Annotated in this window: 15 protein-coding genes; 10 read left to right on the top strand and 5 right to left on the bottom strand. The window is 50.6% G+C overall.

Features of this window, described 5'->3' with window-relative positions:
* Positions 1-152: 152 nt before the first annotated feature.
* Genes NZ653_06420 through murJ form a run of 3 tightly spaced genes read left to right on the top strand, consistent with a single transcriptional unit; the run spans position 153 to position 3,917 of the window.
* Entirely contained in the window at positions 153-605 is a 453-nt protein-coding gene (locus NZ653_06420; GenBank protein MCS7286747.1) for a GtrA family protein, read from the top strand.
* Position 606: 1 nt separating this feature from the next.
* Positions 607-1,728, top strand: a complete 1,122-nt coding sequence (locus NZ653_06425; GenBank protein ID MCS7286748.1) for a glycosyltransferase family 4 protein — start codon at positions 607-609, stop codon at positions 1,726-1,728.
* Entirely contained in the window at positions 1,725-3,917 is a 2,193-nt protein-coding gene (murJ, locus tag NZ653_06430; protein MCS7286749.1) for a murein biosynthesis integral membrane protein MurJ, read from the top strand. The genes NZ653_06425 and murJ overlap by 4 nt, the downstream gene beginning before the upstream one ends.
* Here the strand turns inward: murJ and priA are convergent.
* The 3 genes from priA to amrB form a co-directional block, all read right to left on the bottom strand.
* Positions 3,914-6,823, bottom strand: a complete 2,910-nt coding sequence (gene priA, locus NZ653_06435; protein MCS7286750.1) for a primosomal protein N' — start codon at positions 6,821-6,823, stop codon at positions 3,914-3,916. The genes murJ and priA overlap by 4 nt on opposite strands.
* Positions 6,823-7,431, bottom strand: coding sequence for a tetratricopeptide repeat protein (locus tag NZ653_06440; GenBank protein MCS7286751.1), 609 nt, complete (start codon positions 7,429-7,431; stop codon positions 6,823-6,825). The genes priA and NZ653_06440 overlap by 1 nt, the downstream gene beginning before the upstream one ends.
* A gap of 239 nt (positions 7,432-7,670) precedes the next feature.
* Positions 7,671-8,507: an AmmeMemoRadiSam system protein B gene (amrB, locus tag NZ653_06445; protein MCS7286752.1), complete on the bottom strand. Its 837-nt coding sequence runs from the start codon at positions 8,505-8,507 to the stop codon at positions 7,671-7,673.
* A gap of 463 nt (positions 8,508-8,970) precedes the next feature.
* Between amrB and NZ653_06450 the strand changes: the two genes are divergently transcribed.
* The 7 genes from NZ653_06450 (at position 8,971) to NZ653_06480 (ending at position 16,436) form a co-directional block, all read left to right on the top strand.
* Positions 8,971-10,131: an ABC transporter substrate-binding protein gene (locus tag NZ653_06450; protein ID MCS7286753.1), complete on the top strand. Its 1,161-nt coding sequence runs from the start codon at positions 8,971-8,973 to the stop codon at positions 10,129-10,131.
* A 73-nt stretch (positions 10,132-10,204) separates the two neighbouring features.
* Complete coding sequence (locus tag NZ653_06455; protein MCS7286754.1) at positions 10,205-11,110, top strand: branched-chain amino acid ABC transporter permease; 906 nt, start codon at positions 10,205-10,207, stop codon at positions 11,108-11,110.
* 9 nt (positions 11,111-11,119) lie between these two features.
* A complete protein-coding gene (locus NZ653_06460) occupies positions 11,120-12,214 on the top strand; it encodes a branched-chain amino acid ABC transporter permease (protein MCS7286755.1) in 1,095 nt (364 codons plus the stop codon).
* A gap of 10 nt (positions 12,215-12,224) precedes the next feature.
* A complete protein-coding gene (locus NZ653_06465; GenBank protein ID MCS7286756.1) occupies positions 12,225-12,998 on the top strand; it encodes an ABC transporter ATP-binding protein in 774 nt (257 codons plus the stop codon).
* On the top strand, positions 12,995-13,714 hold the full coding sequence (locus NZ653_06470) for an ABC transporter ATP-binding protein (protein ID MCS7286757.1): 720 nt from the start codon (positions 12,995-12,997) through the stop codon (positions 13,712-13,714). The genes NZ653_06465 and NZ653_06470 overlap by 4 nt, the downstream gene beginning before the upstream one ends.
* Positions 13,715-14,887, top strand: coding sequence for an alanine racemase (alr, locus tag NZ653_06475; GenBank protein ID MCS7286758.1), 1,173 nt, complete (start codon positions 13,715-13,717; stop codon positions 14,885-14,887).
* A 73-nt stretch (positions 14,888-14,960) separates the two neighbouring features.
* A complete protein-coding gene (locus NZ653_06480) occupies positions 14,961-16,436 on the top strand; it encodes a PAS domain-containing sensor histidine kinase (protein MCS7286759.1) in 1,476 nt (491 codons plus the stop codon).
* A gap of 327 nt (positions 16,437-16,763) precedes the next feature.
* On the opposite strand, the gene NZ653_06485 is transcribed toward NZ653_06480, so the two are convergent.
* Together NZ653_06485 and NZ653_06490 are read right to left on the bottom strand one after the other, a co-directional pair.
* Positions 16,764-17,720: a prephenate dehydrogenase gene (locus tag NZ653_06485; protein MCS7286760.1), complete on the bottom strand. Its 957-nt coding sequence runs from the start codon at positions 17,718-17,720 to the stop codon at positions 16,764-16,766.
* Entirely contained in the window at positions 17,702-20,467 is a 2,766-nt protein-coding gene (locus tag NZ653_06490) for a molybdopterin-dependent oxidoreductase (GenBank protein MCS7286761.1), read from the bottom strand. The genes NZ653_06485 and NZ653_06490 overlap by 19 nt, the downstream gene beginning before the upstream one ends.
* Between the last annotated feature and the right edge of the window lie 381 nt (positions 20,468-20,848).

Genomic DNA, 20,848 nt, shown 5'->3' on the forward strand with positions numbered 1-20,848 from the left:
AAGCTTTTCAAAGGAGTATGGAAACGAGGCTTGACCTTATTCAGGAGAGGATGCTGGCTCAGTCTCGCTGGCTGATTGGCTCCATAGCGGTTCTGGGCACAGTCATAAGCATCCTTCTGGCCATTGGTCAGTTTGTGAGGTGACCAGAACCGATGGACTTAATGGAAAAATTAAACCATTTCCCCAATATTCTTGTGAAGGGAGGGAAAGAAGCGAAAAGATTTTTAAAGTTTGCTATCGTGGGAGCGAGTGGGACTTTGGTGGATTTTAGCCTCTTAAATTTGGGAATCCTCGTGCTGGGTTTGCCTAAGCCTTTAGCCAACACTATTTCCTTTTCGGCCGCTGTCGTGAACAACTTTGTCTGGAACCGGCTCTGGACTTTCCCAGAGAGTCGTTTTTCGCCTTTCCTGACCAGATTCTGGAAGTTTGCCTTTGTTTGTGTGGTTGGTTATTTCTTAAACCAGACGATATTCCTCGGCCTTGACTTCTTGTTTTTTCACCAATTGGGAACTCTTGGGTACAACCTTTCCAAAGCCATTGCTACGGGTGTGGTCCTTTTCTGGAACTTCGGGATGAACAGGATCTGGACTTTCAAAGAGGTTTAAAATGCGCATCGGGGTTGATTACACCGCTGCCGTAAAACAGAAGGCTGGTATAGGAAGATATGCTCGCGAGCTTTTCAAGCATCTGGGTAAAATTGACCAGCAAAATTTCTATATCCTTATGGTCCCCAGAGACGCAGCTCTTCATCCGCTCCCTTCCAATTTCCGTTACCTTAAGCTTCCTTTTTCCGAACGCCTAATGTATATTTTTTGGCAAAGGCTAAGGGTTCCAATCCCTGCTGAGATTTTTACTGGCCCTTTAAGGCTCTTCCACTCTCCTGATTTCGTCCTTCCTCCCCTGGCCTTAACCCCTTCTATCCTTACGATCCATGACCTTTCTTTCCTGCGACTTCCAGAGTGTTTCACATCAAATCTTCTTCGGTATCTTTCCCAGGCTGTGCCTCGTTCTATAAAAGAAGCTGATTTTATCTTGGCGGATTCAGGCAACACCCGGGAAGACCTTTTGGAGCTAATGGGGGTGCCTTCAGACAAGATAGAAATTTTGTATGCTGGGGTTGGAGAAAACTTCAAGCCATCAAATGGGGAAAGAGCTCGCACACGTTACGGTTTACCTCAGAGGTTTATACTTAGCCTGGGGACTTTAGAACCTCGTAAAAATTTCCCCAGGTTAATCCGAGCTTTTGCTATTCTCAAGGAAAATTTAGAACCCGGGAATGATCTTAAACTGGTCATCGCCGGGCGTAAAGGCTGGCTTTTTGAAGCTATCTTCAGGGCGGTCGAGGAATGTGGGCTTGAGGGGGAGGTGATTTTCCCGGGTTATGTAGAAGAAGAGGATCTCCCTTCCCTCTACTCAGCGGCAGAGCTTTTCGTTTATCCATCTCTATATGAGGGTTTTGGGCTTCCTCCCCTGGAAGCCATGGCCTGTGGAGTTCCTGTGGTGGCTTCTGAAGCTCCTCCTCTGCCCGAAATCCTCGGGGATGCCGCACTTTTCTTTTCGCCTTACGATGTGGAAGCTATGGCTTCAGCTATGGAAAAGGCATTGCTGGATAAAGAGCTGCGCCGGAAGTTGCGGGAAAAAGGGTTCACCCAAAGCTCAATTTTTTCCTGGGATAAATCGGCCCGAAAACTTTTGGAAATTTACCAGCGCTTAGGAGAAAATCCATGAAAAAGTGGTTCTTTCTCCTGGCTCTGGCAGCGGCTTTGGCCGGTTATTGGGCTCCATGGGTCCATCACAAAGCGTCCGCTTTAGTCCTTACTGGGTTAGATATGGGCGAGTTTGTCAAGTTTCTGCCCCAGTTTCGCTCCGGAGAGTTAAGGTTCCTGCGAGAAGTATTTTACCTCCCCCTTCTGCTCTCTTCGTTGTCCTTCATTCTTATGGCCTCCTCTCCAGCCCTCAGTTATCCGAGGTGGGCCAGGGGCTTACTGTTGATGTTAGCCTGGGCTATGGCCTTATCCATGCTTCCTCCGGCGTGGTCGCCTCCGATTCTACTTAAGTCGGAGTTCATACGTCAGACGATTGCCATCGTTTTTTGCTTGACTTTGCCTCTTGCCTGGCCGATTTTAAAGAGAATTCCATCTTCTGCACTTTATTCCTTCCTCTTATTAGCCAGCCTCCTTGGCAGCATTTTGCCTTCCGTCTACTTTGAAAAGACTCGCCCTTTCATCGTTATGCTTTACACCCAGCCGATAGGTTGGGGTTGGGGGATTTACCTTATGCTGGCAGGGTTTGCCTTTCTGGCGGGGCTTTCGCTTTCAGAGCTGGTGAGGAGAAAGGGCCAGAAGGTCACGGATGGGGGTTCACCAGAGGCACTCGTCCAGCCAGGTTCTATAGCCAGAGCAGCGGGGATTTTAGCGGCCGGTAACATCGCCAGCCGAGTAATGGGTCTGGGACGGGAAACGATAATAGCCCATTACTTTGGGGCTACGGGGGAGGTGAGCGCTTTCCGGGTAGCCTCCATAATCCCCACCATGGTTTATGAGCTTTTGATTGGAGGGATGCTCAGCGCCGCTCTCGTTCCAGTCTTAAGTGAGTATGCCTCATCGGAAAGGAAAGAAGAACTGGGCAGGGTAGTGGGAATTGTGCTGGGGGTTTTCGGCTTGGGCCTGGGGGTTGTTGTGCTTATGATTGAACTATTCGCCCCCCTGGTGGCTTGGCTTCTGGGAGGAGGTTTTTCTGTAGAGCTCCGGAGAATAACCACTAACCTTATCCGGATCATAATACCGGCTCTCCTTATCTTTGGCAGCAGTGGAATATTGACGGGCCTCCTCTATTCTCTTAAGCGATTTTCAGCCCCGGCCTTCGGGGCTGCCGTGTATAATTTGGGGATAATTTTGGCAGCTCCTCTTTTTTCCCGTTTCCTTGATATTTACAGCCTCGCCCTGGGGATCGTCATGGGGGCTTTACTTCAGTTTCTCATCCTTATCCCTTCTCTTAGGGATATACCCATCAAGCTCTCTTTCAACCTGAGGCACCCTGCTCTAAAGCGCATATTTATGCTTTATCTTCCCATTGCTGCGGGGCTGATCATAAGCGAGATACAGGTGGCTATAGACCGGAACCTTGCTTCCAGGACGGGCCCCAGCAGCATTGCTTGGATGGCCAATGCCACTACTCTGATTCAGTTCCCTCATGGCCTTATCTCCATTGCCATATCTACAGCTATCCTACCGACCTTAGCTAGGATCGCCCTTTCCCGTGAGAAGAACGAGGAATTCTTGGCGACTCTGGCTTCTGGAATAAAAATGGTATTGGCAGCAGCTATACCTGCCACTGTCGGTCTTTTCATTCTCTCCTATCCGATCATCGCTACGATATTTGAGCATGGCCGTTTCACCCCTTATGATACTCAATACACTGTGCTGGCTCTCAGGCTTTACCTTATCGGGTTGGTGTTTGCTTCAGTAGATTGGCCTCTCAATTATGCCTTCTACGCCCGTAAAGACACCTTTACTCCCGCAGCGGTGGGAGTGTTATCGGTTTTGGTCTATTTGGGAGTTGCTTTAACTCTGATGAAGCCTATGGGGATGGCAGGCCTCGTCCTGGCCGATTCTGCCAAGCATTTAAGTCATTGTATCACGATGCTTCTTATGCTTCACCGCAAAGTCGGTAGCTTGAAGGGGTACGGTATTTCCAGCACCATCCTTAAAGGAGCACTGGCCTCTTTAGCTATGGCTTTCGCCGTGGGTGAAGTGTTGCAGGTTATACCCATGGGTTCTTTCCAGGGAAAGCTAACAGCGGTAATAGCCGGAGGTTTTGTGGGCGCAGGGATTTATTTGGCTATGGCTATGATTATGAGGATGGAGGAAATCCTGCTTATCAAAGAAGCTGTCCTTTCCCGTTTGCGCCGGATTTAAAGCAAACTAACGGGGTCCACTTCGATTTTCCAACCTCCAGGCAGGATAATTTCTTCCAGAAGAGCTTGGGGATTCGGAGCCAGGAGGATTATTTGCCAGCGGTATCGGCCCCTGAGGCGGGAGAAAAAGCAAGGAACAGGTCCTATAAGGTGGACTTCTTCCCTCTGGCCGATCAAATGGATGAGATTGCGATACAAATTCTCCGCCTTTTCCCGGCAGCTTTTTTCGCTGGAATGCTGGTAGAGGAGCCGAATTATTCCTCTCAGGGGTGGGTAATTATGGAGGTGTCTGAATTCCATTTCCTTTTTGAAGAACCCCTCATAGTCATGACGAGCGGCAAGTTCAATTGCGTAATGGTTTGGAGTGTAAGTTTGGATTATGACTCGTCCGCCCAGGGGGCTGCGGCCCGCTCTACCCGCTACCTGCATTAGGAGCTGAAAAGTCCTCTCAGCTGCCCAGAGATCCGGAAGATGCAGGGCGGTGTCAGCCGAAATTACTCCTACCAGGGTTACATAGGGGAGATCAAGCCCCTTAGCTATCATCTGAGTTCCCACCAAAATGTCAGCCTGGCGAGAAGCAAATTTCTCTAAAATCACTTGGTGAGCATGTTTCCACACCACAGTATCCCGATCAAGCCTCAGAGTGCGAGCGCTGGGGAAGAGACGTATCACTTCATCTTCTACTTTTTCTGTTCCTAAGCCAAAGTAGCGGATGTGAGGACTTCCGCAGGCAGGGCAGTTGGCAGGGATCTGGTAATGGCGGCCGCAATGGTGGCAGAGGAAAGAGGGAGCTCTGGTTTTGTTCCCCCTGTGATAGGTCAGAGGGACATCGCACCGTTTACATTTGGCCACATATCCACAATTTGAACAGATTATGAAAGTCGCGGTTCCACGGCGGTTCAGAAAGAGTATCGCCTGTTCTCCTGCGTTGAGGGTCTTTTCCAGGGCTTTTATCAATGTGCGGCTGAATATTCCCCTATGCCCGGCTTTAAATTCTTCCCTCATGTCTACAATTTCTACGGGAGGAAGGCCTGAGGAATAAAGATCATCCCTCTCTTTTAGGATAAAAGGCTTTTTGCCCTTGAGGTCATGGGGTTTCCAGAGGATGCGTTTGGGAAGCTCCAGAAGATGAATTTCACCCTTTCTGGCTCTATAAAAGGTACCCAGGTCAGGAGTGGCGCTTCCCAGGATAACTACTGAACCGGTGATTCGGCCCAGCTCCATGGCTACATCTCTGGCGTGGTAATAGGGCCTTTTCTGGCTCTTGTAAGAGCGATCGTGTTCTTCGTCCACCACGATAAGGCCTGGGTTAGGTAAAGGAACAAAAAGGGCTGAGCGTGGTCCTATCACTATACTTACTTGCCCCCGCCTGATCCGCCACCAGGTGTCGTAACGCTCTCCTAGGGAAAGTTTGCTGTGGATTACCGCTATCTTACCTGGGAACCGGGAGCCGAAGCGATGGACTGTCTGAGGAGTGAGGGAGATTTCCGGGATCAGGACTATAGCCTGACGGCCCCGGCGCAAGGTTTCTTCTATTGCTCTGAGGTAGATCTCGGTTTTGCCGCTTCCAGTAACGCCGAAGAGAAGGTACGAGCAAAAAACCCCTTTTTCAATCCCTATCTTTATCTTTTCCCAGGCTTTTTCCTGATCAGAGGTTAAGTCCGGAGGGATTGTCTCCTCAAAGACCAAACCGGAAAGAGGGTCTCTTGCCACTTCTTCCCTTACGAGCCTTATGAGTCCTGTCTCTTCTAACTCCCGAAGATGCCTGAAAGTGCATCCTGTTTCGGCGTAGAGGTCTCCGGCTGAAACCGGCTTTTTCTCGCGATAAAGGACTTCCAGGATTTCAAGATAAAGGGATAAACCCTGCTCTTTCCGGGCCAGAACGATGGCTTCTTCCGGAGGCAAAGTAAGAAGAACTTGTTCCTCTTCCTCTACAGTTCTTACCAGGCCTTTATCCTCCAGAGCCTTTATAGCCCTTTTGGCATCCCCGAACTCTTCAACAGGCACGGGTTCGCGAGCTGAAAGGAGCTTCTCAAGGATCGGAAGCTGGGCTCTGGCTCGCTTCTTGAGGTTTTCCACAGCCTTGGCGAGCTCTTCCTCTGTAACGGCGGGGATTAAGAATTGCCGGGAAGGTAGGATTTGAACCAATCCCTTTTCCTCAAGCTGGCGGATATCCTGGCGAGTCGAACCAGTGGCGTTCATTACATCCTTTAGAGAAGGGATGGGGCCAGCGCGCACCAGGTATTCCAGGATTTCCGCTTTCCGGGATCTCTTCCGCAGCGGTTCAAGGAGACGAAGCCATTCTTTTCTGGGGGCTACGAGGAAAGCATAGACCAGCCTTTTGGGAGCTACAATGGGAGGGGTGAGGATGGGCTGGCGGATCACAATCCCCTTCTTCAGTAGGTTTCTCAAAGCCTTGTGCCAGCCTTTTGGCCCCAGGAATTCCTCAAGCCTTTCAGCTCTAATTTCGCCCTTTTTTCGCAACAGGTTTAAAATAGCTTCTTCCCATTTACTGGTTGGTGCAAAGGAACTGGCTTCGGGGCTGAGGCGGAGGACACTTCTGGCTTTGCCACCTATGCCTGGAGGGGTCATGAGAGCCACACATTCGCTTATAGGTGCAAGGTAGTGTTTGCTCATCCATTCAGCAAGGCGGAGCTGATAGTGAGGCAGAGAGAATTCCAGGAGTGCAGCGATGGGCTTAACTCCTTCTACGGGGGAATGATCGCTAAGGGAGAAAATGACCCCCTGCACAAGTCTCGGCCCAAAGGGTATCAGGACACCGCGGCCTACAAAAGCCTGGGAGCGTAAGTCTTCGGGGATAAAATAATGAAAGCCAGGGAAAGGCTCGCCCCTGCGAGGCCTAAGGGGCAGGTTTACCACCACCTCGGCATAGGTCTTTTCGCTCATTACTGTTCTTCTGAGCTCCGGCCTAACTCTTTAAGGAGCTCCTTGGCTCTTCGGCCGTAAAGGCTATCGGGGGAAAGCTCCACTGCTTCCTTCAAACAATGGATAGCTTTATCTTTCTGGCCTGCTTTCCGGTAAGCAAGGCCCAGGTTAAAAAGACAAGCTGCCTCGTTCCTGAAACCTATCACTTCTTTGTGTTTTTCCAGCACTTCTTCCAGGATAGCGATAGCTTCTTTCATTGCCCCGCTTCGGATCTTGGCCACAGCTATGTTTATTTTGGCAATGCATCGGCTGGGGGAGTCGGGCCAGAGCTTAAGGGCGAGTTTGTAGAGGGATATAGCTGCAGGAATGTTACCAGCATTCAAAAAGAAATTGCCGGCATCCAGCAGAATCCTGGCGCGCATTGAAACAAGGTAGAGGATGATAAGGAACATGATGGGATTGAGAGAAACGTTAGCTACCCACGCCAGCAAGGCAAAAAAGGCAGTTATAGCCAGGCCTTCCGCAGCTAATTGCCCTGAGAGGCCATGGCCCTTTAAATAGCCCAGACCTCCAAAGGCCAGGATAAAAACAAGCCCGGTAACTAAAATTACAAGGGCTGGATGATACATTGGGCAACCTCCATATCACAAGTTTTACTCGTGGGTGGGATGCAGGCGATTTGACCGCTCTTCAATTTCTCATTTTTACATCCGCGGGCTCAGGACTTGCCACGGGCCATCGGACCATTCGTAAAAATCTTCCGCAAGTGCACCCACTCAAGCCCGGGATTTACGCGATTCTGGTAACTAGCTCCAGCGCCTTTTTAAGACTTCAGGCAGAGGATTACGTATGACACTCCCTCCGCTTCTCAAGTAGCCTCACGGTAAAAGGCAGCAGCCATATAGCCCACTACACTTCCAAAGTCTCCAGTTACATCACCAGAGTTAGCATACTTAAGCACTTTAGCCCTATCGGCCCCAAGCTCTTTAGAGGCGAGCATCACAGCCACAATGGGGCCTCCTCCGCAAGCCTCGGCTTTACCTGAGGTTATGGCTCTGGCCAGCCCTTCCGGATCATAACTCTCTACATGGTTTAACACTACTTTGTCAAGTGAAACGGCAATTCGGTAAGAGTAAAAGTGAGAAAGGTCAGAGCTTGCCACCAATAGGGCTTGTTTGCCTTTCAACACTTTAACCAGAGCCGAGGCCAGCTTCTGACACCGATCCCAGGATTGATCTCCCATCATCACTGGAACGAGTTTGAAGTTTCCCAGTACATACTGAAGGAACGGGAGCTGTATTTCAAGGGAGTGCTCCTGATCTGAGCGCAAGAAAGTGAACTTAAGTTCTTCGTCCAGTTCGGCGATAACCTCTCCATCCAGTGGGATCTGGCCTAAAGGGGTTTCGTAGAAAGCAGCAGCTGTGAGAGCATAACCATCCAGGTAAAGCCTGTGGCTGGGATGGACTACTACTACGGTCTCAAAGGAGCGGCCTTCAATTTGCTTGTACGCATAAGCTGCCACCTGGCCTGAGTAGATGTACCCGGCGTGAGGGGCCACAAGGCCCACCAGTTCCCCCGGGACAGGCTCAATTTCAACCTTCGCCAGAAAACTGGAAATCATTCGGTTTAGCTCCTCAGGCCTTCCCGGGTACCACGTGCCAGCTATAACCGGCTTTCTTACCCCTTTAAGTTCAAGGCTGGCCATTACTGAAGCCTCCACATTTTCTCAAGAACATAATACCCCAAAAGACAGCAACAGGCAAGAGGGAAAAAGCCTATGCCTTTAGCCGCATCTGAAAGGACATCTGGAGGTGGGGAAAGGATTTCGGACTACCCTGGAAAATTAAGCTGGCAAAGGAAGTTTTAGGACATGGGTCTGGGGGTAATGAGCCAGCGGTTTAAGCATTTGGCAAGGGGAAAAGTTAGCATCAGGGCCGCGGTGGAACGCTGGTGGTGATAACTCCCAATGGCCCGGAAAAACAGCGGAAGCTGGTCCAGTTAAGCTGGGAAATAAAAAGCCCAGGGTAGCCTTTTTGGCCAAGCACTCGCGGAAAATGTGGGTAAAATCAAGCAACAGGGGAGTGGTGTAAATTTGCCTTGGGGAGAAAGTGATGGTATAATTTTATAAACAATGAGCCCGAGGAAGGGCTCACCAAAGGAGGGGGGATATGAGAAAGTTGGCTTTGCTCTCAGGTTTGCTCATCGTTCTGAGCATTATAGCTGCATCGTGCGCCCCCAGGCCTGGTGTCATCAAGATAGGACTCAACGTTGAGCTCACTGGAGGAATTCCTGTAGTAGGTCAGTCCTGCAAAAATGCTGCAGAGCTCTTCGTTGAAGAGGTAAACAAGGCGGGGGGGATTGAAGTAGGAGGCCGCAAGTATACCATTCAACTTCTGATTGAGGACAACGAAGACAAAGCAGAATCTGCCGCCGCTGCTGCCCTTAAGCTCCACACCGAAGGTGTTCTCCTCATGATTGGTCCTAACGCCAGCCGCAATGCTATTCCCGCCTCGGAAGTGGCCGAAGCCAACAAGATGCCCATGATTACCCCATGGTCTACCAACCCCAAGACTACTCTCGACCCCAAGACCGGAGCACCCAAGAAGTACGTCTTCAGAGCCTGTTTCATTGACGATTTCCAGGGAGCTGTGGCGGCTAAGCTGGCTGTGGATTTGGGTGTGAAGAAGCCGGCCGTCCTCTTTGACGTAGCCTCCGAATACAACAAGGGGATCGCTGAGTTCTTCAAGAAGACGATAGAGCAGCTGGGTTACCCTGTGGTTGCTTACGAAACCTACACCAAGGGTGATAAAGACTTCTCAGCTCAGCTCACCAAGATCATAAACTCAGGCGCTGATGGCCTCTTCCTCCCCAACTACTACACCGAAGTGCCCCTCCAGGTCCAGCAGGCCAGGAAACTGGGCTTCAAGGGCATAATCTTTGGAAGCGACTCCTGGGGTAACCTGGAGCTCATTGACCTCTGCGGTCCCGATTGTGACGGCCTGTTCTTCACTACTCACTATGCCCCGGACATCGCCACCCCGAAAGCTCAGGCCTTTATTAAGGCCTACGAAGCTAAGTATGGCAAGACCCCCGATGATGTGGCTGCCCTGACCTATGACGCTTTCGGCCTTGCGGTTACGGCTATCAAGCAGGCTGGAAAAATTGACCGGGAGGCCGTAGTGGCTGCTCTCAGGGGCATCACTCAATACGAAGGAGTGACGGGCGTCATGGAGTACAGGGGCACCGGAGACCCCATCAAGAGCGCCGTTGTCCTTAAAGTAGATGTTCCGGGTAGGAAGTTCACCTACTACACTACGGCCAAGCCGTAAAGACTAATTTTCCAAACCAAAATAAGGGCGGGGGTAAGCTCAAGGCTTACTCCCGCCTTATAATGGAGGAGCTATGCAAGCCTTCCTGCAACAGATTCTTAATGCCTTACAGCTGGGAAGTGTCTATGCCCTTATCGCCCTTGGATACTCAATGGTTTACGGCATCATTACCCTTATAAACTTCGCCCACGGCGACATCTTTATGGTCAGCACCTATGTGGCTTTCTTTGTGGGTTCTGCTCTGATGGCCTATGCCCTCAAACTTCCAGGCCTCATCACTTTCCTTCTTACCATGTTTGCTTCCATGATGTTTACCGCTTTTTTGGCAGTGGTAATTGAGCGCTTTGCTTATAGGCCATTGCGAAAAGCCCCAAGAGTATCGGCGGTAATAACGGCTCTGGGAGTAGGACTTTTCCTGGAAAACTTCACCCTGGCCACCATTGGACCTCACCCTCGCTTCCTTCCTCCCATAATTCCAGTCCAGCGTTTTACAATTGGTGGCATAGCTACTTCCAATATCCAGCTCATCATAATTTTTGTCTCAGCTATTGTTATGTTCCTTCTGGATACTATCGTCCGACGCACCATGGTGGGGATGGCGATGCGAGCTATCTCGTGGGATAAATTTACCGTTCCCCTTATGGGGGTCCCAATGGACCGTATAATTTCTATAACTTTTGCTCTGGGGGCTTCTATTGCTGCCGTTGGGGGGACTTTGTACGGCTTTGTTTACACTATTGACCCCTACATGGGGATAAGGATAGGGTGGTGGGCTTTCATTTCGGCGGTAGTAGGGGGGATAGGCAATATCAGGGGAGCTATGTTGGGAGGTTATTTGCTGGGGCTCGTGGAAATCTTCACCCCTGTCATTTTGCCTTCCTCCACTTACAGGGACTTTGTGGCTTTCTCTATGCTATTGCTTCTGCTGGTCTTCCGGCCTTATGGCCTCTTGGGTCGACCCGTAACTCAGAAAGTGTGAGGGAAACACATGGAAAAAGTTAGCGGCTTACTTTCCCCCGTAAGAAATTTCTGGAATTCTTTTTACTCCGCATGGCCGGATCCTGTTAAGAAAGCCTTTACCCCTGGGCTCGTAGGGTTGCTTTTCTTCATTATGTTGGTCTTTCCGGCACTGGGGTTAATTAACCTTTACTGGCAACAAGTGCTCATATACGTGGGAATTAACATCATCCTCACCCTGAGCCTGAACCTGGTCAACGGTTACATGGGGGAGTTCTCGGTGGGCCATGCAGGTTTCATGGCCGTTGGGGCCTATGTATCCTCTATCCTTACGGTATGGGTTTTGCCTAAATTGGGCCTCTCGGCTTATGCCCCTTATCTCTTCCCCCTGGTTCTTATCATTGGGGGATTGGCTGCGGGGCTTAGCGGGCTGATAATCGCTTTCCCCTCCTTCCGTACAAGGGGTGACTACCTGGCTATCGTTACTCTATCTTGGAACATGATAGTAAAAAGCATATTGGAAAACATAGAGGCCGTAGGTGGGCCGAGAGGCTTTATGGGCATGCCCAAGCTTACAAACCTGGCTTGGGTTTACGTGTGGGTGGTCATAACTATATGGTTCATCCGTAATCTGGTTTACTCCAACTACGGAAGGGGAGCTCTTTCCATAAGAGAAGACGAGATAGCCGCTTCTTTGGTGAGCGTTGATACCCGTAAGGTTAAAATTGTTATCTTCGTTATCGCTTCTTTCTTTGCTGGGATCGCTGGTGGGCTTTACGCTCACGTTCTCCTCTTCATTAACCCCAGGGCCTTCAGTATTCTCAAATCCACCGATATTTTGGTCATGGTATACCTGGGAGGAATAGGAAGCATAGGGGGGTCCATCCTTGGCGCTACAATCTACACCGTTCTTCTGGAACTTTTAAGGCCCCTCCAGGTTTGGCGCTGGGTTATTGGTCCGCTCCTTCTGGTCCTTTTGATGATTTTCAGGCCAAGAGGGATAATGGGAATGAGGGAGTGGGGGTTCCTGGTCCCTCCAGAAGAGAGGCCGGAAACCTGGCGTAAGGAGAGGGAAACCATCATTCTGCCCAGGCTGGCTTCCACTCGAGCAAATCCTGAAAGGTGAGGGGTTAAATATGCCTATCCTTAAGATAAGAGGTCTAACTCATTATTTTGGGGGGTTACGAGCAGTCTACGATTTTAATCTGGACCTGGAAGAGGGAGAGCTTATCGGGATAATAGGACCAAATGGGGCCGGGAAAACCACCGTTTTTAACCTCATAACGGGTGTCTACCGTCCAACGGCTGGAGAAATTATTTTCAATGGGCATAGCCTGGTTGGTAAGAGGCCAGAACAGATTATCGCTCTTGGAATTGCACGCACCTTCCAGACTCTGCGCCTGTTTAAGAACCTGACGGTCCTGGACAACGTGCGCATTGCCAGGTTCTCAAGGATAAAATATTCTCCCCTGGAAGCTATGTTTAAAGTCGGGAAAAGGGCGAGGGAAAGCGAAAGAGAAGCGAGACTTAAGTCGATGGAGCTTCTGGAAATAATGGGCCTTGCTGATAAGGCCGATTGGTTGGCCTCAAGCTTGCCCTACGGGCTCCAGAAGAGATTGGAAATAGCTCGGGCGCTGGCCAGCGAGCCACGCCTTCTCCTCCTGGATGAACCAGCCACAGGGATGAACCCTGCAGAAGTTTCGGAGCTTATGGAGCTTATCAAGTGGATCCGGCGCGAATTTGGCCTTACCATAATCCTTATAGAGCACCAGATGAAAGTAGTAATGGGAATTTGCGAAAGGATAAAGGTTCTGGACTTTGGCGAGACTATAGCCGAGGGGTCACCGGTTGAAATCCAGAATAACCCCAGGGTTATAGAGGCCTATCTTGGGGAGGAGGCCATAATATGAAAGGGGACGTCTTGCTTCGGGTGGAGGACCTGCACGTCTCCTACGGGGTGATCAAAGCCCTTAGGGGCATTTCCTTCGAGGTCAGGGAAGGGGAAATCGTTACTCTTATCGGGGCCAATGGGGCTGGCAAATCCACAACCCTCAGAGCTATTTCCCGCCTTATCCCCATAGATAAAGGCACGATTGTATTCAATGGGGTGGATCTCAGGAACGTTCCTCCCCACAAAGTAGTGGAACTGGGGATATCCCATGTGCCGGAGGGAAGAGGGATTTTTGCCAACCTTACTGTTATGGAGAACCTGAAGCTGGCTACCTGGGCAAGGAAAGACCATAAAGAAATAAAGAAGGATTATGAACGAGTATTTGCCCTGTTTCCGCGATTAGTGGAAAGGAAAAACCAGCTGGCTGGAACCCTTTCCGGTGGGGAACAGCAGATGTTAGCTGTGGCTCGGGCTTTGATGAGCCGGGGCCGCTTAATGCTTCTGGATGAGCCCTCTATGGGCCTCGCGCCAGTTCTGGTAAGGGAATTCTTCAATACCCTAAAGGAGATAAATGCTCAAGGTACCACAATCCTCCTGGTAGAACAGAACGCCCGCCAGGCTTTAAAGCTTGCCCATAAAGGGTATGTTCTGGAAACGGGCGTGATTGTCCTTTCGGGGACGGCCGAAGAACTTATTAATAATCCAGAGGTTAAGAAGGCTTACCTCGGAGGATAAATGCCCGCAGGATGCCCTTCATGCCCCTCCTGGGCTGAGATAAGCCTTGACGCCATTGAAGCTAATGTAAGGAATATAAAGTCTTTCATTGGTGAAAAATGTGAACTCATAGCGGTAGTAAAAGCTAATGCTTATGGCCATGGAGCCGTTCCTGTAGCTCAAATTGCCCTTGAAGCTGGTGCTTCCAGGCTGGCAGTGGCTCGCGCATCCGAAGGGATCAGGCTACGTCAGGCGGGAATAGAGGCGCCAATTTTAGTGATGAATTATATCCCTTTAGCTGAAATACCCCAGGCAGTTCGCTACAACCTTACCCCTACCCTCATGACTTTAGAGCAAGCCAGAGCTTTCTCCCAGGAAGCTATTAAAGCTGGCAGGAATTGGCCTGTTCACATTAAAGTGGACACTGGCCTGGGGCGATTCGGCCTTCTACCAGAAGAGGTGATGGATTTCGTAAAGGCAGTGGCTTCTTTACCAGGTTTAACTCTTGAAGGTTTCTACACCCATTTCTCTGTGGCGGACGAGTTAAACCAGGATTCCACTAATTACACGTTCCGGCAATTTGAGATCTTTATGGGGCTCTCGGAGAAGTTGGAAAGGGCTGGATTTCATTTCCCCCTCCGACATGTCTGCAACAGTGCAGCCACTATGCGCTTCCCCTCAATGCATCTGGAGGCTGTCAGGGTTGGAATCATCCTTTACGGGCTTCGTCCTTCAGAGGAAATTGAACCTCCTTTTCTCCTCAGCCCAGCCCTCTCCCTCAAGGCCCGAGTGGCAAGAGTGAGAGTTCTTCCCGCTAATTTTCCAGTAAGTTACGGGCGCACTTATGTAACCACCCGCCCCACCCCTGTTGCGCTGGTCCCTGTGGGCTACGGAGATGGCTATCATCGGCTTATCTCCAACAGGGGTTTTGTTTTGATAAAAGGTGTAAGGGTGCCAATAATAGGCAGGATTTGCATGGACCAGTTCGTAGTGGATGTAAGCGGAGTGGATGGAGTTCGCGAAGAGGACGAAGTGGTGCTGATCGGAGAACAAGGGGGAGAACGAATTAGCGCAGAAGAAGTTGCACGCTGGGCTGAAACCATCAATTACGAAGTTGTAGCCTCTCTAACCTCTCGCCTTCCAAGGGTTTACATCAGGCGAGGGGAAATTTTAGCTCACCATTCCGACTTTTAACCTCCACATTTTGGCCCCAGATTTGAAAACCCTGTATAATTTTCTTGAAAGAGTCTGAGGAGGGCTGGACAAAGTGGTCTACCCGGATGTTATGGTCAGAGAAGAGGATGCAGAAATTTTGAAGAAAGTGATAGCGGGGCTTAACTTCATTGCGGACTTAACCAAAGCTGATGCATTCGTCTATTACCCGGTGCCGGTTAAGGATGCTGTGGCTATTCTGGCTCATGCCAGACCCCGTTCCATTTCCCCACTTTACCAAGAAGAATTGAAAGGCCGCTATGTCTACAGAGTTGAAAGGCCTCTGGTCTTTCGGGCCTTAAGGCGCCTGGGCTATTGGAAAAGCCAGGGTTTTCTGCTGGCCGGTGATGCCCCTATGGTAGAGGAAACTTTTTCCATAATCGAGAGAAAGGGCCGTATAGCTGGAGTCTTAAGCTTTGAATCAAACCTCCTGGAGTATGAAAGGCGCCGTCGCCGCAGCCAGGTTTTCCAGATAGCTCTCCATTACCTTCACCATATGGCGCGCCGCGGACTTCTGGATAAAACCCAGTCCTTCCATCCTGTGACCGAACAGGATGGCATAATCGTGGTGGATGATCAGGGGATTATCCGTTACATAAGTGGGGTTGCTGCTAACCTTTACCGTAAACGTGGCATCATGCGGGACCTCAGGGATGTTTCTATCTCACGCCTTCCTTCTGCTGACCGCCAAATGTTTCGCATCGCTCTGGAGGAAAGGGATTTCTACCAGGAAGAAGAAAAGTTAGAGGATAACATGGTCTGGATAAAGCGAGTTTTGCCCATCTATGAGCCCCCATCTCGCCTCAGGGAATTTTTCATCCCCTTCCTGGGGGACCCGCCCATGCCTTTGGCTGGAGCTATGCTCATAATTTACGATGCCACAGAAGAACGCCGCAAGGAACAGGAACTCAAAGTTAAAACAGCTATTATTAAAGAGATTCACCACCGCATTAAGAACAACCTTCAGACGGTAGCGGCTCTTTTGCGCCTTCAGGCCCGTCGCATTTCCCACGAGGAGGCCAGGGCTGCTTTGAGCGATAGCATCAACCGAATTCTCAGCATAGCTATAATCCATGAGTTCCTTTCGGAATATGATTCCGGGTTAATAAACCTGCGAGAGCTCTGCCGAAAGATAATGAAGCAGGCGAAAGAGGGCATGTTAACTCCAGAAAAGCGCATTTCCATGGAGCTTCAAGGGCCTGAGATATTCCTCCCTTCAGAGCAAGCCACTGCCTGTGCCCTGATCATTAATGAACTACTGCAGAATGCTCTGGAGCATGGCTATAAGGACCGCACTTTTGGCCACATCCTGGTTAGGATTGAGGATCTGGAAAACAAGGTGAAAATTACAGTGCACGATGACGGAAGAGGCCTCCCCGAGGGGTTTGATCCTTTTCAAACGGAAAGTCTTGGGCTTAGGATCGTAAAAACCTTAGCAGAAGAAGAATTGCACGGGAGTTTCAGTCTGGAAGGAGCAGATGGAAGCGGAGTCATCGCTACAGTAATTTTCCCCAAGAAGCTCAAATTTTAGTTTTTATTCTGCGATGAAGTTTTTTCCCACCCTCGTGGGTTTAGGGTTCGCCACGGTTTTGGGTCCCACTCGTGGGCGGGATGCAAGAGGCGGCTGATCGCTCCCTTTTTGAGGTTTTGGGGGCACATCCCCCAGACCCCCTGCCAGGGGGCTTTCGCCCCCTGGACCCCTGATTTTCCCCACCCTAATAGGCCGCTATTTGTCCTTTTTAAGGTTCTTGGGGAGTTATTCTTGAGTTCCCTCCACTAACGGTTGTAGTGCAGGCAGTGGGTTGTTAGCTTAGCTAGCAGTGATGTGTTGCTTTGTTTGCACTGATGCGGCAGTTAATCATGGCTTTTTGAAACGAACTCCCAGAAAGGTTTCCAGCACTCCCGGCGTCCTCGGAGGCTCCGGGATTTCTTCCCACAGACCTGAGGTTTTGTCTTTAAGCCACCGGGCTCTTTCGTCTACTGCTCTGCTGAAGTAAACGTTAAGGGTTTCTTCATCCTTGTCTTTGAGGCTTTGTTTCAGCATTTCCAGTTGAGAAATGTATCCATCAATCCAACGGATTACATTGTCAGCATTTTCCAGAAAAGCTCTGGCCCACAGCAAGGAACCTTCCCAGAGAGAGGCTGTGCCCTGGTTGAAAGCAGAGCTCCCAAATCTTCTCATCTCTTTCCACGGGGGTGATTGACACAGAGTTCCCATCAGGGCGGCTGCGGCTACGAGGGGCAATTGTTCTATTCCAGCCAGGAGACCATCATGCTCCGCCGGATCTACAAAGTAAGGGCTGGCACCCATGGCTTTTACAAGGGCCACCGCCAGTTCTATAGCTTCACCACTTGCCTCAGGAGAAGGGGTGAGACAGTATAGGGCTCCTTTTAAAACCTCCGCTGAGGCCGCCTTGACCCCGCCTGCTTCCCCTTGAGGGCTTATGATAGGATTGCCCCCCACAAAATTTACATGGTCGGGAAGCAGTTCTTCAGCCCACTTTATCACCGGCCTCTTGAGAGTAGCAGTATCTGTCACAAGGCATCCTGGTTTGAGGTAAGGGCCTATGACTTTCATGGTGTCCTGAATTGCCTGGAGGGGAAGCGCCAGAATAACTATATCAGCCTTTTCACATGCATTTATGAGGTTCCAATCAGTTCGGTCTACAGCTTTAATTTTGAGAGCTTCGCGAGCTATACCTGGTTCCTTATCGTGGCCTGTTATGGAGATATCAGCCCCTGATTTTTTGAGGGCAAGACCTATGGAACTTCCCACAAACCCTAACCCTACTATGGTTACGTTAGCTTTTGCCATAGTTTCTCCCTAAGTTCCTGACTTTTCACAGGCAGATGGTAAAAGCGAACCCCACACGCTTTATATATGGCATTGACGATGGCTGGAGACGTAGGGATGGAGGGGATTTCACCTATGCCCTTGGCCCCGAAAGGTCCTGCAGAGGAGGGTGCTTCAACGATTACAGGCACAATTTCGGGCATGTCCTTCGCTCTAGGGATCTGGTAGTCTTTAAACCCCCGAACCATAGGGATCCCATCTCTGAGGACAAATTCTTCTTTCAGGGTAAGCCCGATCCCCATCATGACTCCGCCCTCTATCTGCCCTACGACCCCCAGCGGGCTAATGGCTTTTCCCACATCGTGGGCAGCTATAACTTTGAGTACACGCACTTCACCTGTTTCCATATCCACTTCCACAAGAGCCCCCTGCGTGGCAAATCCAAAAGCAAAGTGGTGAGGCCCTTCTTGGCTTATCGGCACAGTAGTCGGAGCTTCATAGAAGTAAGAAGCTCTTGCTTCCTGCCCCTGCTTTTTTGCTATGGAGACAAGTTCCCCCAGGGATAGGGCTTTATCACCCGCTCTGGCAAACCCTCCTTCAAATACGATTTCCATCGGGTGGACGTTCATTTCTTCAGCGGCGATACGAGATAAGAAGTCCTTAACCCGGCGGGTAGCAAAGCGCACCGCATTCCCCGTTATAAAGGATTGCCTTGAAGCGGTGGTAGGTCCGCCCTCTGGAGTGCAACCCGTATCGGCTAATATGACCTTCACAGGTGGAATATCCTGGGCTTGCCAGCCAGGTAGTCCAAACTCTTCGGCAACAATAGCTGCTATCACGCCCGATAGGCCTCCTCCCAGGTCGGCAGCTCCTGCTCGGACTATTATCGTGCCTTCTTCGGTTACTTCTACTTCGGCGCCAGCTTTGTCGGAAACTCCACCGCCCAGGCCCACATTTTTAAAGGCGCAGGCGATACCCCACGCCCTTCTTTTGGTGCCCTCTATTGGGGTGAAAGGAGTACGCTTCATTTCTTCCTCAACCCGGTCCAAGGTCTCCAGAAGGCCAACACTTTCCTCAAGGAGCTGTCCCAGAGGTGTTTTAGTTCCCGCTCGAAGGGCGTTTATCTTTCGGATTTCCAGGGGGGAGAGGCCTAGCTCTTCGGCCATTATATCCATCTGGCTTTCTATAGCGAAGGCTGCCTGGGGCACTCCAAAACCTCGGAAGGCGCCCGAAGGCGGATTATTGGTGTAAACGGCATAGCAATCTACCTTCAAGTTGGGAATTTGATAGGGGCCAGATATGTGGGTGGCGGTGCGGGTCATGACGTGCTCACTGAGGGAAGCATAAGCCCCTGCATCCCCGTAAATTTCTGCCTCCAGGGCCAGAAGTTTCCCCTCTTTGGTAGCACCGGTCTTCAGACGGATTGTGGTGGCATGGCGTTTGGGGTGAACTTTCATGGATTCCTCGCGGGAAAAGACCAGTTTAACAGGTCGGCCCGTTTTGAAAGCGGCCAAAGCTACGTGTATTTGAACGGATATATCCTCTTTACCTCCGAAAGCTCCCCCAATGAAGGTCCCTACCACCCTGACTTTTTCCTCGGGGATAGCTAAACTTTCAGCTATCTGGCGCCGGTCCAGGAACGGGATCTGGGAGCCCACGTACACGGTTATGTTCCCATCAGGATCCACTGTGGCCACCCCCGCTTCGGGCTCTAAAAAGGCGTGCTCGTAGGTTGGGGTGCGGTAAACTCTCTCCACTATTAGGTCGGCCCGGGTGAAGGCTTCATCCACATTCCCGCGACGGATGGATATATGTTTGAGGAGGTTGCCGCCTTCGTGGATTTTCGGGGCATCGGGTTTCAGAGCTTCCTGAGGGGATGTGACGACCGGCAAGGGTTCATAGTCTACTTCTATAAGTTTTAAGGCTTCAGAAGCAATTTCCTCTCTTTCAGCTACCACCATAGCGATGGCATCGCCAATGTATCGGACTTTATCCATAGCAAAGACGGGCCAGTCTTTACGCACAACTCCATGGGTTTTATCTCCGGGCACATCCTCAGCCGTGAGGACGGCTACTACGCCGGGCAAATTTCTGGCACGGGTGGTATCTATCCTGAGGATGCGGGCATGGGGATATGAGCTTCTCAGGACTTTGGCATAGAGCATGCCTTCAAAGTACAGGTCGGCAGCATAGAGGGCTTTGCCGGTGGCCTTTAGGATAGCATCGGGTTTGGGGATGATGTTCCCCACCACTTTTAAAGGGGCGACCAGGCTGGGTATAGTGGGAGGAATGTACCCTTCGCCACGAATTTCAGAGGCAGCGGCTTTTATCGCTCTTACAATGGAGGAATAGCCGGTGCACCGGCACAGGTTTGGCTGTATTGCTTTTATGATTTCCTCATCGGAGGGAGAAGGGTTTTGGTCCAACAAAGCTTTAGCGCTCATAATCATTCCGGGGGTGCAGAATCCACACTGGATTGCTCCATAATCAATGAAAGCTTTTTGAAGGGGATGAAGTTTTCCCTCTCTGGCCAGGCTTTCGATGGTTTCCACTGAGGCGCCTTCAGCATTCACGGCTTTGTAGGTACAGGAGCGGACAGCTTTGCCGTTTACGATTACAGTGCAGGAGCCGCATAGGCCTTCCCCACACCCTTTCTTTGTACCAGTTAGGTGCAGGTGGTCTCGCAGAACTTCAAGAAGGGAGGTGTCTTTGTCTACATCTACCTGGAAGTTTTCGCCATTTATCTTCAACGAGATGAATTTTCTCATAGTGCAAAGCTCCCTCGGAGGTGAATGCATCAAAGATTATATCACAAGTCTGGAATAGAGCAATCTGGGATTATTCCACTATTTTGGGAAGCGTTTGGGTCGGGGGGTTAGAGGCCCACTCGTGGGCGGGGTGCAGGGGGTGGCTAATCGCGGGCACATCCCCCAGGCCCCCTGCCATGGGGCTAAAGCCCCTGGACCCCTGATTTTTCCCGCCCTCGTGGGCTGAAGGTTTGCCACGGTTCTGGGTCCCACTCGTGGGCGGGGTGCAAGAGTTGGTCGATTGCTCCCTTTTTGAGGCTTTGTGGTGGCATCCTCAAAGTTTCTACGGTAAAACGATGGGAAAGGGCAATTTGGCGCCGTCCCCGAGTAAATAGAGACAGG

This window comes from Anaerolineae bacterium (assembly GCA_025062375.1).
GTDB lineage: Bacteria > Chloroflexota > Anaerolineae > SpSt-600 > SpSt-600 > SpSt-600.

Coding starts and splice junctions, on each gene's coding strand:
- NZ653_06460 (MCS7286755.1), top strand. CDS start 11,120: ATGGAAAAAGTTAGCGGCTTACTTTCCCCCGTAAGAAATTTCTGGAAT.
- NZ653_06470 (MCS7286757.1), top strand. CDS start 12,995: ATGAAAGGGGACGTCTTGCTTCGGGTGGAGGACCTGCACGTCTCCTAC.
- NZ653_06450 (MCS7286753.1), top strand. CDS start 8,971: ATGAGAAAGTTGGCTTTGCTCTCAGGTTTGCTCATCGTTCTGAGCATT.
- NZ653_06455 (MCS7286754.1), top strand. CDS start 10,205: ATGCAAGCCTTCCTGCAACAGATTCTTAATGCCTTACAGCTGGGAAGT.
- priA (MCS7286750.1), bottom strand. CDS start 6,823: ATGAGCGAAAAGACCTATGCCGAGGTGGTGGTAAACCTGCCCCTTAGG.
- NZ653_06425 (MCS7286748.1), top strand. CDS start 607: ATGCGCATCGGGGTTGATTACACCGCTGCCGTAAAACAGAAGGCTGGT.
- NZ653_06420 (MCS7286747.1), top strand. CDS start 153: ATGGACTTAATGGAAAAATTAAACCATTTCCCCAATATTCTTGTGAAG.
- amrB (MCS7286752.1), bottom strand. CDS start 8,507: ATGGCCAGCCTTGAACTTAAAGGGGTAAGAAAGCCGGTTATAGCTGGC.
- NZ653_06440 (MCS7286751.1), bottom strand. CDS start 7,431: ATGTATCATCCAGCCCTTGTAATTTTAGTTACCGGGCTTGTTTTTATC.
- alr (MCS7286758.1), top strand. CDS start 13,715: ATGCCCGCAGGATGCCCTTCATGCCCCTCCTGGGCTGAGATAAGCCTT.
- NZ653_06485 (MCS7286760.1), bottom strand. CDS start 17,720: ATGGCAAAAGCTAACGTAACCATAGTAGGGTTAGGGTTTGTGGGAAGT.
- murJ (MCS7286749.1), top strand. CDS start 1,725: ATGAAAAAGTGGTTCTTTCTCCTGGCTCTGGCAGCGGCTTTGGCCGGT.
- NZ653_06490 (MCS7286761.1), bottom strand. CDS start 20,467: ATGAGAAAATTCATCTCGTTGAAGATAAATGGCGAAAACTTCCAGGTA.
- NZ653_06465 (MCS7286756.1), top strand. CDS start 12,225: ATGCCTATCCTTAAGATAAGAGGTCTAACTCATTATTTTGGGGGGTTA.